General features: G+C 65.1%; 18 protein-coding genes. 8 read left to right on the forward strand and 10 right to left on the reverse strand.

Going from position 1 to position 18,251, the window contains the following annotated elements; translation table 11 throughout:
* The first annotated feature begins 250 nt into the window (after nucleotides 1–250).
* Entirely contained in the window at nucleotides 251–1,231 is a 981-nt protein-coding gene (locus tag AC5ZFO_RS08510; protein ID WP_282520648.1) for an ABC transporter substrate-binding protein, read from the forward strand.
* A gap of 128 nt (nucleotides 1,232–1,359) precedes the next feature.
* Here AC5ZFO_RS08510 and AC5ZFO_RS08515 read toward each other — a convergent pair whose 3' ends face one another.
* Nucleotides 1,360–1,830, reverse strand: coding sequence for a hypothetical protein (locus AC5ZFO_RS08515; protein ID WP_282520647.1), 471 nt, complete (start codon nucleotides 1,828–1,830; stop codon nucleotides 1,360–1,362).
* Nucleotides 1,831–2,168: 338 nt separating this feature from the next.
* Here AC5ZFO_RS08515 and glgC point away from each other — a divergent pair, with 338 nt between their 5' ends.
* The 3 genes from glgC to AC5ZFO_RS08530 are packed head-to-tail and all read left to right on the forward strand — an operon-like array spanning nucleotide 2,169 to nucleotide 5,179.
* Nucleotides 2,169–3,431, forward strand: a complete 1,263-nt coding sequence (glgC, locus tag AC5ZFO_RS08520) for a glucose-1-phosphate adenylyltransferase (RefSeq protein ID WP_282520646.1) — start codon at nucleotides 2,169–2,171, stop codon at nucleotides 3,429–3,431.
* Nucleotides 3,428–4,888 (forward strand): glycogen synthase GlgA, encoded by a 1,461-nt coding sequence (glgA, locus tag AC5ZFO_RS08525; protein ID WP_282520645.1) that lies wholly within the window; start codon nucleotides 3,428–3,430, stop codon nucleotides 4,886–4,888. Before glgC ends, glgA begins: the two co-directional genes overlap by 4 nt.
* Before the next feature lie 30 nt (nucleotides 4,889–4,918).
* Nucleotides 4,919–5,179, forward strand: coding sequence for a SemiSWEET transporter (locus AC5ZFO_RS08530; RefSeq protein WP_028150382.1), 261 nt, complete (start codon nucleotides 4,919–4,921; stop codon nucleotides 5,177–5,179).
* Between the two features lie 237 nt (nucleotides 5,180–5,416).
* Here AC5ZFO_RS08530 and AC5ZFO_RS08535 read toward each other — a convergent pair whose 3' ends face one another.
* Nucleotides 5,417–6,214, reverse strand: a complete 798-nt coding sequence (locus AC5ZFO_RS08535) for a DODA-type extradiol aromatic ring-opening family dioxygenase (protein WP_282520644.1) — start codon at nucleotides 6,212–6,214, stop codon at nucleotides 5,417–5,419.
* 160 nt (nucleotides 6,215–6,374) lie between these two features.
* On the opposite strand from AC5ZFO_RS08535, the gene AC5ZFO_RS08540 reads away from it, so the two are divergent.
* On the forward strand, nucleotides 6,375–6,554 hold the full coding sequence (locus AC5ZFO_RS08540) for a hypothetical protein (protein WP_014493109.1): 180 nt from the start codon (nucleotides 6,375–6,377) through the stop codon (nucleotides 6,552–6,554).
* A gap of 7 nt (nucleotides 6,555–6,561) precedes the next feature.
* On the opposite strand, the gene AC5ZFO_RS08545 is transcribed toward AC5ZFO_RS08540, so the two are convergent.
* Nucleotides 6,562–8,034 carry a carboxylesterase/lipase family protein gene (locus AC5ZFO_RS08545; RefSeq protein WP_282520643.1) on the reverse strand — a complete coding sequence of 491 codons (1,473 nt, stop codon included), beginning with the start codon at nucleotides 8,032–8,034 and terminating at the stop codon, nucleotides 6,562–6,564.
* Between the two features lie 81 nt (nucleotides 8,035–8,115).
* The gene (locus AC5ZFO_RS08550; protein ID WP_085401559.1) at nucleotides 8,116–8,325 is read right to left on the reverse strand and encodes a hypothetical protein; all 210 of its coding nucleotides are present in this window, start codon (nucleotides 8,323–8,325) and stop codon (nucleotides 8,116–8,118) included.
* Between the two features lie 227 nt (nucleotides 8,326–8,552).
* Here AC5ZFO_RS08550 and AC5ZFO_RS08555 point away from each other — a divergent pair, with 227 nt between their 5' ends.
* From AC5ZFO_RS08555 to AC5ZFO_RS08565, 3 genes are all read left to right on the forward strand, one after another.
* Nucleotides 8,553–11,243, forward strand: a complete 2,691-nt coding sequence (locus AC5ZFO_RS08555) for a flavin-containing monooxygenase (protein WP_496121953.1) — start codon at nucleotides 8,553–8,555, stop codon at nucleotides 11,241–11,243.
* A 129-nt stretch (nucleotides 11,244–11,372) separates the two neighbouring features.
* A complete protein-coding gene (locus tag AC5ZFO_RS08560; RefSeq protein WP_208088099.1) occupies nucleotides 11,373–11,645 on the forward strand; it encodes a hypothetical protein in 273 nt (90 codons plus the stop codon).
* A gap of 111 nt (nucleotides 11,646–11,756) precedes the next feature.
* On the forward strand, nucleotides 11,757–12,062 hold the full coding sequence (locus AC5ZFO_RS08565; protein WP_014493104.1) for a hypothetical protein: 306 nt from the start codon (nucleotides 11,757–11,759) through the stop codon (nucleotides 12,060–12,062).
* Between the two features lie 88 nt (nucleotides 12,063–12,150).
* Here the strand turns inward: AC5ZFO_RS08565 and AC5ZFO_RS08570 are convergent, their stop codons facing one another.
* The 6 genes from AC5ZFO_RS08570 to AC5ZFO_RS08595 form a co-directional block, all read right to left on the reverse strand.
* The gene (locus AC5ZFO_RS08570) at nucleotides 12,151–12,306 is read right to left on the reverse strand and encodes a hypothetical protein (RefSeq protein WP_282520640.1); all 156 of its coding nucleotides are present in this window, start codon (nucleotides 12,304–12,306) and stop codon (nucleotides 12,151–12,153) included.
* 116 nt (nucleotides 12,307–12,422) lie between these two features.
* On the reverse strand, nucleotides 12,423–12,938 hold the full coding sequence (locus AC5ZFO_RS08575; protein WP_282520639.1) for a septal ring lytic transglycosylase RlpA family protein: 516 nt from the start codon (nucleotides 12,936–12,938) through the stop codon (nucleotides 12,423–12,425).
* A 153-nt stretch (nucleotides 12,939–13,091) separates the two neighbouring features.
* Complete coding sequence (locus tag AC5ZFO_RS08580; RefSeq protein WP_282520638.1) at nucleotides 13,092–13,259, reverse strand: hypothetical protein; 168 nt, start codon at nucleotides 13,257–13,259, stop codon at nucleotides 13,092–13,094.
* A gap of 30 nt (nucleotides 13,260–13,289) precedes the next feature.
* Nucleotides 13,290–14,540, reverse strand: a complete 1,251-nt coding sequence (locus tag AC5ZFO_RS08585; RefSeq protein ID WP_282520637.1) for a DUF1501 domain-containing protein — start codon at nucleotides 14,538–14,540, stop codon at nucleotides 13,290–13,292.
* 2 nt (nucleotides 14,541–14,542) lie between these two features.
* Nucleotides 14,543–16,042: a DUF1800 domain-containing protein gene (locus AC5ZFO_RS08590; RefSeq protein WP_496121954.1), complete on the reverse strand. Its 1,500-nt coding sequence runs from the start codon at nucleotides 16,040–16,042 to the stop codon at nucleotides 14,543–14,545.
* A gap of 161 nt (nucleotides 16,043–16,203) precedes the next feature.
* Nucleotides 16,204–18,216: a serine hydrolase gene (locus AC5ZFO_RS08595; protein WP_496121955.1), complete on the reverse strand. Its 2,013-nt coding sequence runs from the start codon at nucleotides 18,214–18,216 to the stop codon at nucleotides 16,204–16,206.
* Nucleotides 18,217–18,251 lie beyond the last annotated feature (35 nt).

Genomic DNA, 18,251 nt, shown 5'->3' on the forward strand with positions numbered 1-18,251 from the left:
TGCAACGATTTTCGTTGCTGCATCATCTTGCAACGATGCGTCGCGACTCCGCAGCCTGCATCATTCTTGCGCATCGCCTGCCGCGCACGCGGTGCGTTCTCGAAAGCGGCGCTACGCTGAAACGTCATTGCCCGACGCATCCGCAATACGGATAGCCATTTCATTGACTGCGCATCGCGCCGTCATAGACTTGGTCGTCTCGCTGCATCGCTCGCTCACGCGTCGTGGGCAAAGCAACAAGACAGGCCACATGAGCATCAACTTCGACGACCATTCCATCACACGCCGGCTCGCAGCATCGCTGTTCGCCGCAGCCATCACCTTGTCGACCGCGGCCGCCTCGTTCGCGGCCGACACCGTCGTGCTGCGCGTCGGCGACCAGAAGGGCGGCAACCGCTCGCTGCTCGAAATCTCCGGCTATGCGAAGGACCTGCCCTACAGAATCGAATGGTCGGAATTCCCTGCCGCCGCTCCGATCCTGGAAGCACTGAACGCCGGCGCGCTCGACGTCGGCTACACCGGCGATCTCTCCTTCCTCTCGGTCTATGCGGCCGGCGCGCCGATCAAGGCGATCGGCGGCACCAGGTCGGATGCGAAGACGCAAGCGATCCTCGTGCGCCAGGATTCGCCGATCAAGTCGGCCGCCGATCTCAAGGGCAAACGCCTCGCCGGCACGCGCGGCGGCTGGGGCCAGTTCCTGATCGACGCGACGCTGGAGAAGGCGCAGATCAAGCTGGAGGACGCGACCTTCGCGCCGCTCGGCCCGGTCGACGCCAAAATCGCACTCGTCGCCGGCTCGATCGATGCATGGGCGGTGTGGGAGCCCTACGTCTCGTTCGCGACGCTGAAGGACAAGGCCCGCGTGATCGCCGACGGCGAAGGCCTGACGCCGACCATCACCTTCATCGTGGCCTCCGACAACGCCATCGCCACCAAGCGCGCGGCGGTGCAGGACCTCGTGCAGCGGCTGAACAAGGCGCGGCTATGGTCGCTGGATCATCTTGGCGAATACGCCAAGAGCACGGCCGAACTGACCAAACTGCCGGAGGACGTGCTGCTGTCGGCCTACACCGCGCAGCGCACCAGCCCGATCGTGATCGACCAGAACGTGGTGAAGGAGGTGCAGGAAGCCTCCGACCGCTCGACGCGCTACGGCATCCTGCCGAAGACGCTCGACGTGAGCAAAGCCGTGGACCGCAGCTTTACAGCCGCGGCCGCGGGGTCAAACTAGCGCGGGGCGCGGCGGGATGCGCAAGTCCAGCCTCAAGGCCGGCCCGCTGCATCTCGCCGCGATCGTGCTGGCGCATCTCGCCTGCATGAGCCTGATCGTGTGGCTCTCGCTCTAGCCGCGCAGGGTCCTTACCAATATCCATAGGCCCGGTACGGCCGGTCGTAGCCGTAGCGAGGGCCGTAATATGGACGATAGCCGTAGTAGCGGGGACGCGCGTAGTAGCCGCCATACCCATAGCTCGGCCCGTAGCCGCCGTAATAGGCCGGCGCATAGCCATAGGACGGTGCGTAGCCATAGCCGTAGCCCGCTCCATAACCATAACCGCCGTAATACGGGCCGCCGCCATAGTAACCATAGGGCGCGCTGCTCGCGATGGCGCCGCCGATGATGGCTCCGGCGAGGAGGCCTCCTGCGCCCCATCCCCAGCCTCCTCCACCCCAGCCTCGGCCGCGCCAATACACCGGGGTGACATCGTCACCGACGGCGGCCTTCATGGTCGCGACGTTGGTCGGCAGCGGAGCCGCTGCCGCTTGCTCGATTTGGCCGGCCATCACCGCGCCCGCCAGCGAACAGGCAATTGCGGTTTTCCAGATACTCATCGTCTTGCTCCCTGTCTGACGTTTCGTTTGGAAAAGGATCGCAAGGCCATGATCGGGCATCCTTGCGCCAAGTCAAAGCCTCCGAAAGTCACAGCCTGCATTGCGTGCACCGCACAAGAATACCCGCGCATGCCTCGATTGTGGTCCGGCCAACGCCAGTGCCCGCACGGAAATGACACTGGTGCGACAGAGCCGGAGGCCACAGCAAAGCATTAAGCTTCCCGGGCGTTCGCAACCAACAAGCACCTTCCCGATTTACTATTCGTGCCGTTACTATCGGTTCCAATGTGCGCGGCCGGGAGGCGTCTCGCGAAGCGCCAAGGTTGTGGGAGGATGACATGAGTGCCGCGAGACCCGAGCCGCTTGCCCGTCAGGCGCTGGCGTTCGTCCTGGCCGGCGGACGCGGCAGCCGGCTCCTGGAACTGACCGACCGGCGCGCCAAGCCCGCGGTCTATTTCGGCGGCAAGTCCCGCATCATCGATTTCGCGCTGTCGAACGCGGTGAATTCCGGCATCCGCCGGATCGCGGTCGCGACCCAGTACAAGGCGCACAGCCTGATCCGGCACCTTCAGATGGGCTGGAACTTCTTCCGCCCCGAACGCAACGAGAGTTTTGACATCCTCCCGGCCAGTCAGCGCGTCTCGGAGAACATGTGGTATGTCGGCACGGCGGATGCGATCTATCAGAACATCGACATCATCGAGTCGCACAACGCCCGCTTCATCGTCGTACTCGCCGGCGACCACATCTACAAGATGGACTACGAGGTGATGCTGCGCCAGCACGTCGACAGCGGCGCCGACGTCACGGTCGGCTGCCTCGAAATGCCGCGCGCGGAATCCTCCGGCTTCGGCATCATGCATGTCGACGAGAACGGCTGGATCCAGCAGTTCCTCGAGAAGCCCAAGGATCCGCCGCCGATGCCGGGCAAGCCGGACGTCTCGCTCGCCAGCATGGGCATCTACGTGTTCGATACGAAATTCCTGTTCGACCAGCTCAAGCGCGACGCCGAGGATACGAACTCCAGTCACGATTTCGGCAAGGACATCATCCCCTATATCGTCAAGAACGGCCGCGCCATCGCGCATCAATTCTCGACCTCCTGCGTACGCTCGGGCAGCGATCCCCGCGCCTACTGGCGCGATGCCGGCACGGTCGACGCCTATTGGGCCGCGAACATCGACCTCACCGACGTCGTGCCGGAGCTCGACCTGTTCGACCGCGCCTGGCCGATCTGGTCCTATGCGGAGATCACGCCACCCGCCAAGTTCGTCCATGACGAGGAGAGCCGGCGCGGCCAGGCCGTGAGCTCGCTGGTCTCGGGCGGCTGCATCATCTCCGGCGCCTCGCTGCGCCGCTCGCTGCTGTTCACCGGCGTGCGCGTCAACTCCTACGCCACTGTCGAGAACGCCGTGATCATGCCCTACGTGAACGTCGGCCGCGGCGCTCGCTTGAAGAACGTCGTGATCGACCGCGGCGTCGAAATCCCCGAAGGGCTCGTCGTCGGCGAGGACCCCGAACTCGACGCCAAGCGCTTCCGCACCACCGAGCAGGGCATTTCGCTCATCACCCAGACAATGCTCGACAGGCTCAATACATGACGCCTGTTCGCGTCCTCGCGGTCGCCTCTGAAGTCTACCCGATCGTCAAGACCGGCGGCCTCGCGGATGTCGCCGGCGCACTGCCGCTTGCGCTGAAGGCGCACGGCGTCGAGATGCGCACGCTGATGCCGGGCTATCCCGACGTGATGCGGATGCTGGCGGGAACCGGCGAAATCCGGCGCTGGCCGGATTATTTCGGCGGCCCCGGACGCCTGCTCGCCGGCTCGCATGACGGGCTCGATCTGTTCGTGCTCGACGTGCCGCATCTCTATGCGCGGCCGGGCAATCCCTACGTCACACCCGAGGGCGTCGACTGGCCCGACAATGGCCTGCGCTTCGCCGCGCTGTCACGCATCGCCGCCGACATCGGCCACGGCCTCGTCCCTGCGTTCGTGCCCGATGTCGTGCACGCCCATGACTGGCAGGCGGGGCTTGCGCCCGCTTATCTGCACTATGACAACCGTCCGCGGCCCGGCACCGTGATGACCATCCACAACATGGCCTATCAGGGCAAGTTCGCTCCTGAGCTGATCGGTTCGATCGGCCTGCCCTGGGACTCCTTCGACGTTCGCGGCCTCGAATATTTCGGCGGCATCAGCTTCCTCAAGGCCGGGCTTCAACTCGCCGATCGCATCACCACGGTGTCCCCGACCTATGCGCAGGAGATCCAGAGCGACGAAGGCGGCATGGGGCTCGGCGGCCTGCTGCGCGAACGCGCTGATGTGCTGAGCGGCATCCTCAACGGCATCGACATCGACGTGTGGAATCCGCAAACCGATCCGCACATCGCCTACCGCTTCGGCGCGGAGGATCTTACGTTCCGCGCCGCGAACAAGGCGGTGCTTCAGCAACAGTTCAATCTCGATTCCTCGGACGAGGCGCCGTTGCTCGGCGTCATCAGCCGCCTGTCCTGGCAGAAGGGGCTCGATCTCCTGCTCGAGGCCATTCCGACCATTTTGGGCGACGGCATGCAGCTCGCGCTGCTCGGCAGCGGCGATCGCGATCTCCAGGAGCGCTATCAGGCGGTCGCCCGCGCGAACCCCGGGCGGATCGGCGTCGTGATCGGCTATGACGAGATTCTGGCGCACCTGATCCAGGCCGGATCGGACGCGCTCATCGTGCCGTCGCGGTTCGAGCCGTGCGGCCTGACCCAGCTCTACGCGCTACGCTATGGCGCAGTGCCGATCGTGTCGCGCGTCGGCGGCCTCGAAGACACCATCGTCGATATCGGCGAGGCCAACACATCGGACCGCGACGCGACCGGCTTCAAGTTCGCGCCCGTCACGGCAGAGGCCCTCGCCGGAACGCTGCGCAAGGCCAGCACCGCCTTCCGCAACAAGGCGACCTGGCGCCGGCTGCAATTGAGCGGCCTTGCGACCGACGTCTCCTGGCGCAACCGCGCCGGCGACTATGCCGAGCTCTATCGCGATCTCATGGCGGCGCGCCGCACCTCATAATCACCACCGAATCCATGCTATAGAGCCGGCATGGACCCCTTCGCGATCAAGCTGATCGGCTTTGCTGCCGCCACCTGCACCACCGTCGCCTACGCGCCGCAGTTCATCAAGGTCTGGAAGACCCGCTCGGCGCGCGACATCTCGCTCGGTATGTTCCTGGTCATGGTGCTGGGCCTGGCGCTCTGGCTCATCTACGGCCTGCTCTCTGGCGACGCCCCGCTGGTCGCCGCCAACGCCATCACCATGGTGCTCGCCGGCGGCATCCTGTTCATGAAGCTGAGGTATGGGTGAGTCTGAAGCTGTGTAGGGCGGAGAAGGCGTAACCCACCACCCGCAGCGCGGTCACCACCGCCATGATCGAATTCTGCTCCTGTTTTGCCCGACGTGTCAAACGTCGCAGACACACCGCTCGATGATCCTGCCCCGCAAAGGCACTCGGCTAAGCCATTCTATTTGCTGGGCCGTTCTACTGTGCATGGGGTTGTTTTTCGAGATTTTGCGATTGGCCGGGCGCATGAGGCAAAAAAATCAGCCGCCAAACACATACGACGCCATCGCGACGCTCGCGACCTCGTCGACGAAGACGCGTTTGCCGACGTCGCGGCCGGCGGCACCTGCCGCCACCATCAGCGGCAGCAGATGGTCCTCGCGGGGATGCGCGAGACGCGCGCTCGGCGCGTTCTCCCAGTCGACCAGCATCGCGTTGCGGCGCGCCGCATCCGGGTTGCTGATCGCCTCGTTCAGATAGGCCTCGAAATCATATGAGACCGGCTTCGACTCCGGCCGGTTGAAGCCGCGCATGTTGTGATAGGTCAGCCCGCTGCCGACGATCAGAATGCCCTCGTCGCGGAGCGATGCGATCGCCTGCCCGACCTTGATGTGCTCGGCCGCATCGTAGCTCGACTTCAGCGACAGCAGCACGATCGGCATGTCCGCGTTCGGATACATCAGGCCGAGCGGCACGAAGGTGCCGTGATCGAAACCCTGGTTGGGATCCTCCCGGCAATCGAGGCCCGCGTGCTCGAGCAGCGCCCTCACGTCCGCGGCGAGCTCGGGCTTGCCCGGCGCCGGATATTTGAGGTGATAGGTATGCTCGGGGAAACCGTAATAGTCGTACACCATCGGCGGATGCGCCGAGGTCGACACGGTGAAGGCTTCGGCTTCCCAATGACCGGTGATGACGAGCACGGCCTTGGGCTTCTCGGGGAGAAGCTGCGGCAGCCGGCCGAACTCCGCGGCCGTCTTGGCATATTGCACCCGCCGGTCCTCCATGAAGGGCCAGGGGCCGCCGCCATGCGACAGGAAGAGGGTTGGAAATCGCGTCATGGATGCCGGCTCGTCTCGTTGACAACATGCGCGTGCGAGCTGCCCGCGCGAACGGCGGCGAGCATAGGCAAACCGGTATGGTTAGCAAGTCGTTAACGATTTGCCGCCCACAATCCGGCCGTGGCCGAAGGAGTCGGCCTGAAGACAAGCGAGACGTGAGATGAAGAAGTTTGCGCTGGGGGACGTCGTCAACAGTGACAAGGGCCGCCGCGGCGTCGTGCGCGCCGCCTACAGGTCCAAGGACGGCCAGCAGTTCTACGCCGTCGAGAAGGACGGCGCGATGGACCATCTGGAAGAACACCGGCTGAGCCCGGCGCCGCGCGTCGAGCTCGCGGCCTAAGCCCAACTCATTTTCTGCTCTCACTTGCAAGCCGGTCGAGACGCTCCGTCGAGGGGTCGTCGCCGCTCGCGATGCGATCGTTCGTGATCAGCAGCAGGCGATCGCGGTCTGCGGCCGCGTCCCAATGCGGCAGATCCGGGCCGTTGGGATCGCCACTCCTTGCAAAGTTGATCCAGTAAGCGCGCATGCGGTTCGCGACCTCGCGATCTCCCCATGTGAGCGGTCCCGCACCGGGCACGCCTTCCGCGCCGAAGATGAACTGCAACTCGCGCCCGTGCCCTTCGTCGGGATTTGTGCGCCGGGCCTCGGTCACGTAAGCGAAGCGATAGCGAAACGTAGGCGCACCGGTTGCCGCATGGAGGCGGGCAAGCAGCCTGGCCGGCTCGGAGAAGACCTTGTCGGTGTAGAATTTGGCTGCGCGCTCCGATGGCCTGGCGATGTCAGGGTAGAGCTGGCGCAGCTCATCGCTGCTCTCGCCCGAGGCCGCCAGCGTCTCCTTGATCTCCCGCTCGCCATCGAAACGCGTCTCGTCGTCATTCGAGCCGATGATGAGTGGGATGCGGCTTTCATGTCCCGCCGCAAATCCAGTGGCCACGTCCTCGCGCACCAGGATTCCATCCATCGCGGGCGCGAAGCTGCGTTCGGATTTGGCGAGCAGTTTTTGTTCGGCAGCAAGCAGCCGCGCCGGCGCGGCGACGCGCAAATCCGCCTGCTGCCCAAGCGCCGCCACGAATTGCCGGCCCATGGCCTCCGCCTCCTGCACCGGGCGCAGGCGCGCGCGGCCGGGCGGCGATTGCAGAATCGCTTTCTGGAAGAGATCGCGCGATTGCGCACATAGCATCAGCAGCGCGATCGACGTCGCGCCTGCACCGCCGCCGAACAAGGTGACGTTGTTCGGATCGCCGCCGAAGGCCGCGATGTTGTCGTGCACCCAATGCAGCGCCGCGATCTGGTCCATCAGGCCGTAATTGCCGGAGTCACCTTCCGACAGCGCGGGATGAGTGAGCCAGCCGAGCGCGCCGAGACGATAATTCACGGTGACCACGATGAGGCCGGCTTGCGCGAGCTTTGCACCGTCGAACAGCGGATCGTTCGCGGTGCCGCTGACGAAGCCGCCGTCATGGATGAAGACCATCACCGGCAGCGGGCCGTCGACGCCGAAGGGACGGAATACGTTGAGCGTGAGGCAGTCCTCGCTCGTATCAGGCAGCGAGGGCTGAAGACACGGCGCGCCGTACTCATAGGCGGTGCGCATCTCGGGGTTCTCGGCCGTTGTCTGCGGTGGGCGCCAGCGCAGCGCGCCGACCGGAGCCGCCGCATAAGCCAGCCCCTTGAACGACGCCACCTCGCCCTCGACGGCGCCGAGCATCTGTCCTTCACGCGTCAGCGCGAACGGAAACTGCCCGACCGCCTGAGCGACGGCCGCACCGTCCCAGCAAAGGAGTGAAGACGCCACAACGAGCGCAAACTGGAGTCGCATCCTGGGGGATCTCGACGCGCCAATAGGTTCCCCGACAGGTTACGTCTGCGGCCCGCGACGAGGCAAGCTCGGCGGCGCCGGCTAGCCGCCCTTGGCGACGATCTCCGCCAGCGCGCGGCGCGCGACGATGCCGAGCTCACCAAGCGTGGAATGGCCTGATTGCGCCGCCTCGATCAGGCGCTCGGCGATGAACCTGCGGCTGTCGTGATCGCCGCCGTGCGGCAATTGGCGGCACGTCTGCTCCAGGACGACGTCCATGTTGGCTTTCGTCCGCTCGCTCAACTCTGTCATGACGTCCTGGGTACGCGTGGCTTGTAACCGCAAGCATACACAGAAGGATGTGGTCTGATTAGCCCGGACAATCCCGGCGGTTGTGCATCGCGATGCGTGTATCGCCGCAACCTTCGCGCGGCCATGATGGTGCCGCAAACGACTACCGAAGATTGTACCTGTCCTGATGACAAGCCAAGCCTGCGGCGATAGCCTGCCGGCAAACCAAAAAACACGGGAGGAATACCATGCCAGACGCAATGGTCGCCGCACGTGAGTCCAAGGCGGCGAATGGAACAGCCCAACAGGTCGACGTTGCCGTGGTCGGCGCCGGATTTGCCGGCCTTTATCTTCTCCATCGCCTGCGCAAGTCCGGTCTCACGGCGGTCGCCCTCGACGAAGCCGGCGATGTCGGCGGCACCTGGTACTGGAACCGCTATCCCGGCGCCCGTTGCGATATCCAGACCATCGACTACAGCTACACTTTCGATCCCGAGCTGGATAACGCGTGGACCTGGTCGGAGAAATACGCGACCCAGCCCGAGATCCTGCGCTATCTCGGCTTCGTCGCCGACCGCTACGATCTGCGCCGCGACATCCGCTGCAAGACCAAGGTCACCGAAGCAAAATGGGATGAAGCGACTGAGCGCTGGCAGCTCACCACGAGCAGCGGCACGCCGGTCTCCTGCCGCCACTATATCATGGCCACAGGCTGCCTCTCCGCGCCGAAGCCGCCGGAGATCGACGGCGTCAAGGATTTCGAGGGCAAAGTCTATTTCACCGGGCGCTGGCCGCATGACGGCGTCGATCTCGCCGGCAAGCGCGTCGCCGTGATCGGCACGGGCTCGTCAGCCATCCAGTCGATCCCGCTGATCGCTGAGCAGGCCGCGCATCTGACCGTATTCCAGCGCACGCCAAACTTCGCGCTGCCGGCGGGCAACGGTCCGGCGCCGGAGGATCGCAAGACCTTCTTCGAGGGTGACCGCGCCGCATACCGCGATCAAGCGCGCTGGTCCATGACGGGCGTACCGTATCCGCAGCAGACGGTGGTAAGCTGGCAATTGAGCGATGCCGAGCGCCGCGAGCGCTTCGAACGTGCCTGGGCGGCCGGCGACCTCGTCCACATCCTGACCCAGCTCTGGGCCGACCAGGGCGTCGACGTCGAGGGCAATGCGCTGATCGGCGAGCTGATCCGCGAGAAGATCGGCGCTGCCGTGAAGGATCCGGAGACGGCGGCGGCGCTGATGCCGCACGATCATCCTTTCGGCGCAAAGCGCCCTTGCCTCGATACCAACTACTACGCGACCTACAACCGGCCGAACGTCACGCTGGTCAATCTGCGCCAGGAACCGATCAAGGCGATCACCGCGAGCGGCATCACCACCGGCAAACGTAACTTCGACGTCGACGTCATCGTGTTCGCGACCGGCTTCGACGCCATGACCGGCGCGATCCGCGCCGTGCATCCGATCACCGGACGCGGCGGCAAGTCGCTGACCGACGTCTGGGCGCAGGGGCCGCAGACCTATCTCGGGCTGACGGTCGAGGGCTTCCCCAACTTCTTCATGATCACCGGGCCCGGCAGCCCGTCGGTGCTGTCGAACATGGCGGTGTCGATCGAGCAGCATGTCGACTGGGTCGTCGACCGCATCGCTGCTTTGCGCGACGCCGGCTTCACCACGATCGAGCCGACCGAGACGGCGCAGGCCGGCTGGGGCCGGCATATGACGGACTGTTCGATGGTGACCCTGCACCGGCTCGCCAACACCTGGTACACGGGCGCCAACGTGCCCGGCAAGGTGCAGGGCCTGATGCCTTACACCGGCGGCGTCGGCCCCTATCGCAGCATTTGCGACGAGGTCACGGCCCGCGGCATGCTCGGCTTCAAGCTGACCGGCCCCAACGGCGCCGCGCAATGCAACGACGGCGAGGTGGTATGCCTGCAGCCGGATGTGCGGCTGGTGCTGAACCTGCTCGCATCGCTGAACCTGCCGCCGATCGAGTCGATGGGTGCGCTCGGCGCACGCGCCTTCGTCAACGAGTTCAACAAGGGCCGGCCCGCGGGACGGCCGATCGGGGAGATCGTCGACGGCACGCTGCCCGGCACGGACGGCCCGCTGCCTTACCGGATCTACAAGCCTGCAACGCCAGGGCCGCATCCGGTCGTGGTGTATTTCCATGGTGGCGGCTGGGTGCTCGGCGACGAGCAATCGGACGAGCCGCTCTGCCGCGATCTGGTGCGGCGAACCGGCATGATGTTCGTCAGCGTCGGCTATCGCCACGCGCCCGAGCATCGTTTCCCGACCGCGGCCGAGGACGGCTATGCGGCAACGCGCTGGATCGCCGAGCACGCGGCCGAGCTTGGCGGCAGGCCGGGCCCGGTGCTGGTCGCGGGCTGGAGCGCCGGCGGCAACATCGCCGCCGTCACCTGCCAGCTTGCGCGCGATCGCGGTGGGCCTGAGATCGCCGGCCAGGTTCTGGTCTGCCCGGTCACCGACTGCACCTTCGACCGGCCCTCCTACAACGACAATGCGACCGGCTATTTCCTGACGCGCTCGCTGATGTACTGGTTCTGGGACCTCTACTGCTCACCGGCCGACCGCACCGATCCGCGCGTCTCGCCGCTGCGCGGCAACGTCGCCGGCCTGCCGCCGGCCTTGGTCGTCACCTGTGAATTCGACCCGTTGCGCGACGAGGGCATCGCCTATGCCGAGGCAATGGCGGCCGCCGGCGTTCCGGTCGAGCAGCTCAGGGCGCGCGGCCATTTCCACTCGTCCTTTGCGATGGTCGACGTGGTGATCACCGGTGTAGCAGGTCGGGTGCAGATGGCCGAAGCGCTGCGGCGCTTCGCAGGGCTTCCCCCGGAAGTCAGCCGCCGCGATGAGGATAGCCACGATCATGCCAGCCCCGGCCACAGAATCGCGGCGGCCGCGAGCTGATTTGCAAGGCGGCCGGGAACCTTTTCCCGGTTGCTGCGTTAAGCGCTCGGCATTGAGATGCAGCGATAGGTGTGGGCCCCGGCACGCAGATCCGCGTGTCGGGGCAATTTTTGTTGCGTGAGGCGGACGATGGGAGACGTGGTTGCGGATTCAAAGGTCGATTTCGGAGCGCCTGCAACGCTGCATAAATGGCCGTCGCTTGCGAACCAGCGCCGACCGGACAGGGATTCCTATCCGATAAGCGAAGGTACGCTCGACCAGTGCATCTCGGCCTTCATGGAGAAGCCGGCCACGACCAGGCATCTCTATGAGATTCACACGATTGCGCAGCCGCCGCTGGTCACCGATATCCTCTCGCCCGAGCACGTCATCGAGCTATCGCGGTTGAGAGAATTTCTCTGATTGCGTGCAGACGCGGAAGCTGCACGCGCGCGACAAGCTTTTCATGAGGCAGGAACCTTCTACCGGATTTTCCCGTTAACCGGGATCGGAAGTCGAGACGAGAGCCCCAAGATGCTTGAAGCCGGCGTACCATCCGCGGTCGTGCCCTATGGCGCAGACCAGACCCTGTTCGTGGTGATTGATCGCCGCGACAAGGCGACTGAAATTCGCATCGAACGAAGCGATCTTGAAGCCACGATCGGCGAGCTCGTCGCCGGCTGCTTCAACGATCCGATCAAGGTGATCTCGTTCAACACGCTCGAGCACTGGATGAAGGACATCTCGACCGAAATCGCCGGCGAGATCAAGGCGCGCTGCGACATCGATGGCGTCCGTCTTCCCGACTATCTCAGCGACTTCGTCGAGAGCCATAGCTGACCGCGCGTCGTTCTCATTGATACGCTTCAAATCGCGGACAAGAAAAAAGCGCCGCTTCCGCGGCGCGTCCGGTGCATGGTTGACGGAGTTACGCGCGCCGATATTTGCCGGCGATGACCTCGATTTCGCGGCGGCGTTCGCCGGCGAAGGTCAGGAGCCTTTCGATCGTCAGCGTATCCGTGATCCGTTTGGCGAGCCGCTCGGCGCGCGCGGCCTGATCTTCGAGATACTGGATCGTGTTCAAACGCCGCCTCCCCCGAGGACCCCAAATTGGAGCCCCGACTTGCTTGGGCACTGATGATGCGCCAGGGCGACTAACAGCCGGTTAAGCGTAGCGTCTCAATGTCCATGAAAGACGAATTATCGGACCACGTCGAGCCGGACATTGGTGATGCCCTTGTCGACCATGCCCAGCGCCTCGGCTGCGGACGGCGAGATGTCGACCACGCGTCCGCGAACATAGGGCCCGCGATCATTGACCCTGACGGTCACGAAGCGTCCTGAGGAGACGTCGGTGACTCGCAGCTTCGTGCCGAACGGCAGGCTGGGATGCGCCGCGGTCAATTCGTTCTTGTCGAACCTCTCGCCGCTCGCGGTCTCCGTGTCCGAATAGAAGCTGGCAACGCCGTGCGAAGCGGTTTGCTTTGCGTCACGGTCGGGGACGCGTACCCGGCTGATCGGCCGCGGATGCAGGGCCGCTACCCTATGGGGCCGCTGGACCGCAGCCTGCCGATTGGTGCCAAGATCGGCCTTCTGGCGGCCGACCGGCGATTGCGCGCAGGCGGCGAGCGATGCGGCGCCGACGATGGCGAGTAGCAACCGGCAAGAGGTTGCGAGGGAAATTCGGGCAGTTTCGGCACGTGCAAATCGAGACATGATACGCCCCTCCGAACTGCCCGGAGTTTCGGTGGGCAATGAGGGCAGAACCTTGGCTGAAGGAAAGCAGGCTTAGGGCCACGACCGTTTCGCGCCGGCTGTGGCGATTCCACCACAGTGGCGTGTCGTGAATCGACACAGACTCGCGGAAAACTAGCCCGACGCAACGCGCCAGACGATCGGGTGCGTCTCCAGCTGCGCTTCGTTCGCCTCGGTGTCACCCTTCAGCAGCCGCATCAGCTCGCGCCGATAGAGCCGCCGCCAGCCGGTTTTCAGGCTGGCGAGAAAGTCGAGTTCCCGTTGCGTCAGTGTGCACATCATGGACCCGATCCGGTTGCGAAGGCCGCGCCGTCAGCCGACGAGGCCTCCCATCGGCTTGACGTCCGCGCTGGCGGGGAAGACCGCATCCGCCAGCACCTTCTCCTCGACGCGCAGATGATCCCTGAGCAGGCCCTTCAGCACGGCGCGGAGATCGGTGGTCGGCTTGAGGTCGCGATCCTCGAACAGTTGCGCGGACTTCAGTCCCGGCCAGTCCGCGATCACGCGGCCGCCGGCGAGCGCGCCGCCAATGAGGAAGGCGACCGTGCCCGTGCCGTGATCCGTGCCCTGCGTGCCATTGATGCGCGCGGTGCGCCCGAACTCGGTGACGACGGCGACGACCGTCTCCCGCCAGGCTTCGCCCATGTTGCTCTCGATCGCCGCAAAGGCGCCATCGAGCGCACCGAGCAGATTGTAGAGCTGGCCCGAGGCCGCGCCTTCGGCGATATGCGTGTCCCAGCCGACGAAGCCCATCGCGCCGACGCGCGGGCCATCGGCCTTGGCGAGATAGCGCGCGGCGGTGCCGGCTGCTTCGGCGAAGTAGGCGCGCACGCGCGCGATGCCGGGCGGCATCAATGTCGGATCGTCCGACATCGGATCGCCCGTGCCGGGCGCGCCGCCGAGCGAGGCGAGCTTCATGCGCGCCTGGAGCACGGTCGCAAGCTTCGGATCGGTGTGCTGGTAGAGATCGAGCAGGCGGTTCTGCGTGTCCTCGCTCGCCGGCAACAGTTTTTGCGGCACCCATGTCATGACGGGCGCCGAGCCGCGCACCACCAGCGGCGTCACCGAGCCGATACCGAGCGCACGGCTGCCGCGCGGATCGACGCGCCCACCCGACTCCATCGCGAGCAGCGCGCGGTTGAGCCATCCCGATGCGGTGGCACCGGGCTTGGTGAACCCGCTCTCCAGCACGTCCTGGCCGTCGAAATGCGAGCGCTCGCGGTAGGGCGTCGCGGCGGCATGGACGATTGCGGCCTTGCCGGTCTTGTAGAGCCGGTGCAGGTTCGGCATCGCCGGGTTGAGCGCGAAGAAGGAACCGAGCGGCAGCGCTGGCGGCTTGCCGTCCAGCACCAGCGCGCGATCGCCGCGCAAGCCGACCCAATCGGGATCGCCGACCGGTGCGACCGCGCCGAGACCATCGAGCGCGCCACGCAGGACGATCACGAGCAGGCGCGGATCGCGTCCTTCGGCGCGTGCGATCCGCGGCATCTGGCTCCACGCGAACAGCGCACCGGAGCCGACCAGAAGCTCGCGCCGCGTGGGCAAATGATTGACGAAGCCCATGCTCACCTCCTCTGAAAATCCGCCGACATGAACAACAATGCCAGCGCCTGCTGCCGGCTCTCGGCGCGTCCGACCGCCTGCTTCACCTCGGGCGCGATCTGCGATGCGAAGACGTCCTCGATGATCCCCTGCGGATCAGCAGTGGCCGCCACGCGCTCGGCAAAATTGTTGGCGATGTCGAGCCGTCGGCCAATGCCGTCGATCCAGCTTGCCTCGTCATCCGGATAGCCCTTGGGCGCCGACGGCCGCCACAGCCCTTCGCCGAGCAGCTCCTGGCCCGCCGTGAAACGCGTGGGGTCGACGACCTTAATCCCGGTCGCGCGCACCATGCCAACGCCCCATTCGCTCGGACGCTTCAGTTTTGACGGCGGCCCGCGCCACGCCTCGTCCGACGAAACCATCGTAATCGCGACCTGCTTGAGATCGCCCTCGGTGTCGCGGAACGTCTTCGCCATTTGTTCGACGAGTGGCGGAGGCGGCTCGTCGGCCACGAAATGCCGTGCGAGCTTGGTTGCGACATGGGTCGCGGTCGCCGGATGTGCAGCGAGGTCGCGCAGCACGGCGCGGCCCTGCTCGGCATCCTCCTGCTCGTAACGTTTGCCAAGCACGGTCTGCCCGCCGGGCTCGTGCAGCCGCGGATTGAAGGTGAATTCGCCGCCATGCTCCGGATTGTCTCCAGGAGGAACAAGCGTCCATCCCGTCATGACATTGGCAAAGCTGATCACGTCGTCCTGGGTGTAGCCGGTGCGCACACCTAGCGTGTGCAGTTCCATGATCTCGCGGGCGATGTTCTCGTTGAGGCCGCGGCTGCGGTTGATGCCGGCGATCGAGTTCGCGCCCATCGACCCCAGATTGTCGAGATAGAACAGCATCGCCGGGTGGCCTTCGACCGCCAGCAGAAGATCGACGAAGTGGCCGAGCGCATTTGCGCGAATGGCCTCGCGCTCGTAAGCACCCGACATGCTCTGGATCTTGTAGGCCGAGATGCAGAAATGATTGGACCAGAACCACACCAGCCGCTCGGCGAAGCCGATGTCGGCGGCGAGCGCGGCCTCCATGCGCAGCTTGGCTTCCTGCAAGTAGATCGGACGGCCGGGATCGGGAACGGCGTCAGCCGCCTGCTTGGCCGCCATCTCGGCAGCATCCTTCTCCTGGCCCTGTGCTGGCGCTTGCCCCTCGGTCTGCGCCTGAGCCTGAGCCTGAGCCTGAGCCTGACCCTGGTCCCCCGGAGCAGTTGGCACCGCAGCCATCTGCTGCTTCTTGGCCTGTTGCTGCGCCTGCTTGGCGCGCGCGGCTCGCCGTGCATTGGCATCGGCCACTGTGCGATAGGCCTTCGCACTGCTGGGAAGGCTGGCGGCGGCGCTCAATGAGAGCGGCCGATCGAGCTCTGCGATCAACGCGCCGCGCGGGTCGGTCCCGACGGCCGCAATTGATCCCGGTCGCGGCCCCATCCCGAAGCGATGAAGCGCCAGCACGGCCTCGGCCTTTGCGGAATTGCTCATGGCGAACGCCCAACTCTTTCGAGCCTGCCGACCGGTGTCGCGCTAGGCTACTAACCGTAATGCTACAAACCGTAGCATTACGGAAATGCGCCCGCAAGCGGAGATTGAAACGCCAGGGTCAAGAAATCGGGAGCCGCGACAGACGGGCAGCCGCGGCAGTCCTAGAAATTGGGCCCAAGCGCGCTCTTCGCCGCATGCTGCTCCCAAGGCCCAGGATTCAGGATGAGCCCCGAGACTTTGCCTGCCGCGTCCCTGACGAAAGCGATCCGGGTACGATCTTCGTCGGCTGCGGTGAATTCGTTGCTTGATGTCGCCACAAGCGGCGTCGCCTTGCCCTTCTCGAATTCAAGGATCGGCCAGACCCCCGTCGCTTCGGCGACGAGCTTGCCTTCCGCGACGCGAACCTGAAGCCGGACGGAATTGAGACGGCGGTCGGCTCTCTCGACGCTGAGGTCGCTCACGCTGTCTTGCCCCTTGCGGACGATTTTCATCTTGATCGTCGAGTTGGCTGGCCCTCGGAGCTTGGCCAGGACATCGGCGAGCGCGAGGCCTCTGAGCGGCACGCCGTCAATTTCGGTAATGAGGTCGCCCGCCGTCACACCGGCCTTGGCTGCGGGGCTGCTGCCGAGGTTCGGCTTGTTGATCCTCAGCCCCTCCTGCTCCATGGCGACGAAATTCCCGATTCCAAGCCATCCGGTCTTGCCATCGGCGAGGCCCTGCCGGTCACGCGAGCTCACCGTGGCGCCGAAGTCATAGCTCCCGGCATAATCGGCAAGCGCTTCCGTGCTCAGGGGCACCCGCACAGCCGGCGGGACGGCGGACGACTCGGGAATCGTCAATGGGCCATAGACGAGATGATTGATCCCCGAGTACAGCACCGCTTGGCGCCCGTTGCTGCCGGGAGTCGCCTGGACCATCTGCAGGCCGATCAATTGCTCCGCCGGATCGATCCAGAAATACGTGCTCCAATGTCCAGCCCAGGAAAAACTTCCAACCGCTCCCGGTATCCAGCTTTGGACCGGATCGGCGCGGATGGCGAAGCCAAGCCCGAAGGTTGTTCCGGCGCGGGCGCCAACCTCGTCACCTCCGAAGATGCTGACACCCGATGGCAGTGCGTTCGTCGTCATCTGCTTCACCGCACGCGGGCTGAGCACGCGCACGCCATCGAGCTCACCACCATTGAGCAGCATCTGGCAAAAGCGGAGATAGTCGGGCGCGGTCGATACGAGTCCGCCGTCGCCGGAAAACAGCTTTGACGGCATCGTGACATCCCAGATCGGCGGCCGTTCCGGCATGGGAGAATCGACGAGCCGATCGAGCTTCTCCTTCGGCACAAAGAAACCGGTGTCGACCATATGCAGCGGCCCAAAGATGCGGCTCTCCAGGAACTGATCGAAGGGCTGACCGGACGCCACTTCAACGACCCGGCTCAGCACCTCGACGCTCCAGCCATATTCATGGACCTCGCCGGGCTCGTGCGCGAGCGGCAGGCGGGCGAGGCTCGACACGAAATCCGCCAACGTCGTGTCGCGTCTCCGCACGGCCCTCAAGCCATAGAGCCCATGGATCATCCGGATCCCGAAGTCGGCGCTTGCGTCGGCAAGGCCCCGTTCCGGATAGGCAAAATCGAGCTCCGGATAGATCAGGCCGGACGTATGGCGCAACAGATCGAGAACGATCATCGGACGTTTTGGCGGTTTTGGCAGACCGAGCCCGTAATCCATTTCTCCTGTCGCCGGATCCATCTTCTGGAAAGCGACCCGCATGTTCGCAAGCTCCGGCAGATATTGCGAGACTGATGCGTCGAGGTCGAGCTTGCCCTCGCCCACCAGAATCATGGCGGCGACGCTGGCCACCGGCTTGGACATCGAGGCGATCCAGAAGATGGAATTCGTCTTCATCGGGACGGTCTTGGCGCGGTCCTGAAATCCGATGGCCTGCAAATAGGCGAGCTTGCCGCCTTTCGCGATGGCGACGACGGCGCCGGGGAGAAGGCCGTCCGACGGCGAGAAGGAATCGAAGCGCGCCTGATACCACGGCGCGATACGCGCCAGACGCGCGGCCGAGAATCCCAGGCTTCTTGCATCGCCCGGCGTCGCGAGGTCATCGGCGAACGCGGTCCCCAATAGGCAAAGCCCAACTGGAATCGCCCACATCGATGCGACGAGTCTCATTCCGCAGTCTCCGCAGGAGCACCACAAATCCGAGC

The sequence above is a fragment of the Bradyrhizobium sp. Unk1 genome (genome assembly GCF_059512345.1).

Bases quoted from the DNA above. Each gene is read 5' to 3' on its own strand.
- glgC (WP_282520646.1), top strand. From the start codon at position 2,169: ATGAGTGCCGCGAGACCCGAGCCGCTTGCCCGTCAGGCGCTGGCGTTC.
- AC5ZFO_RS08560 (WP_208088099.1), top strand. From the start codon at position 11,373: ATGGGAGACGTGGTTGCGGATTCAAAGGTCGATTTCGGAGCGCCTGCA.
- AC5ZFO_RS08550 (WP_085401559.1), bottom strand. From the start codon at position 8,325: ATGACAGAGTTGAGCGAGCGGACGAAAGCCAACATGGACGTCGTCCTG.
- AC5ZFO_RS08580 (WP_282520638.1), bottom strand. From the start codon at position 13,259: ATGATGTGCACACTGACGCAACGGGAACTCGACTTTCTCGCCAGCCTG.
- AC5ZFO_RS08585 (WP_282520637.1), bottom strand. From the start codon at position 14,540: ATGGGCTTCGTCAATCATTTGCCCACGCGGCGCGAGCTTCTGGTCGGC.
- AC5ZFO_RS08575 (WP_282520639.1), bottom strand. From the start codon at position 12,938: ATGTCTCGATTTGCACGTGCCGAAACTGCCCGAATTTCCCTCGCAACC.
- AC5ZFO_RS08510 (WP_282520648.1), top strand. From the start codon at position 251: ATGAGCATCAACTTCGACGACCATTCCATCACACGCCGGCTCGCAGCA.
- AC5ZFO_RS08530 (WP_028150382.1), top strand. From the start codon at position 4,919: ATGGACCCCTTCGCGATCAAGCTGATCGGCTTTGCTGCCGCCACCTGC.
- glgA (WP_282520645.1), top strand. From the start codon at position 3,428: ATGACGCCTGTTCGCGTCCTCGCGGTCGCCTCTGAAGTCTACCCGATC.
- AC5ZFO_RS08595 (WP_496121955.1), bottom strand. From the start codon at position 18,216: ATGAGACTCGTCGCATCGATGTGGGCGATTCCAGTTGGGCTTTGCCTA.
- AC5ZFO_RS08515 (WP_282520647.1), bottom strand. From the start codon at position 1,830: ATGAGTATCTGGAAAACCGCAATTGCCTGTTCGCTGGCGGGCGCGGTG.
- AC5ZFO_RS08590 (WP_496121954.1), bottom strand. From the start codon at position 16,042: ATGAGCAATTCCGCAAAGGCCGAGGCCGTGCTGGCGCTTCATCGCTTC.
- AC5ZFO_RS08535 (WP_282520644.1), bottom strand. From the start codon at position 6,214: ATGACGCGATTTCCAACCCTCTTCCTGTCGCATGGCGGCGGCCCCTGG.
- AC5ZFO_RS08545 (WP_282520643.1), bottom strand. From the start codon at position 8,034: ATGCGACTCCAGTTTGCGCTCGTTGTGGCGTCTTCACTCCTTTGCTGG.
- AC5ZFO_RS08540 (WP_014493109.1), top strand. From the start codon at position 6,375: ATGAAGAAGTTTGCGCTGGGGGACGTCGTCAACAGTGACAAGGGCCGC.
- AC5ZFO_RS08555 (WP_496121953.1), top strand. From the start codon at position 8,553: ATGCCAGACGCAATGGTCGCCGCACGTGAGTCCAAGGCGGCGAATGGA.
- AC5ZFO_RS08565 (WP_014493104.1), top strand. From the start codon at position 11,757: ATGCTTGAAGCCGGCGTACCATCCGCGGTCGTGCCCTATGGCGCAGAC.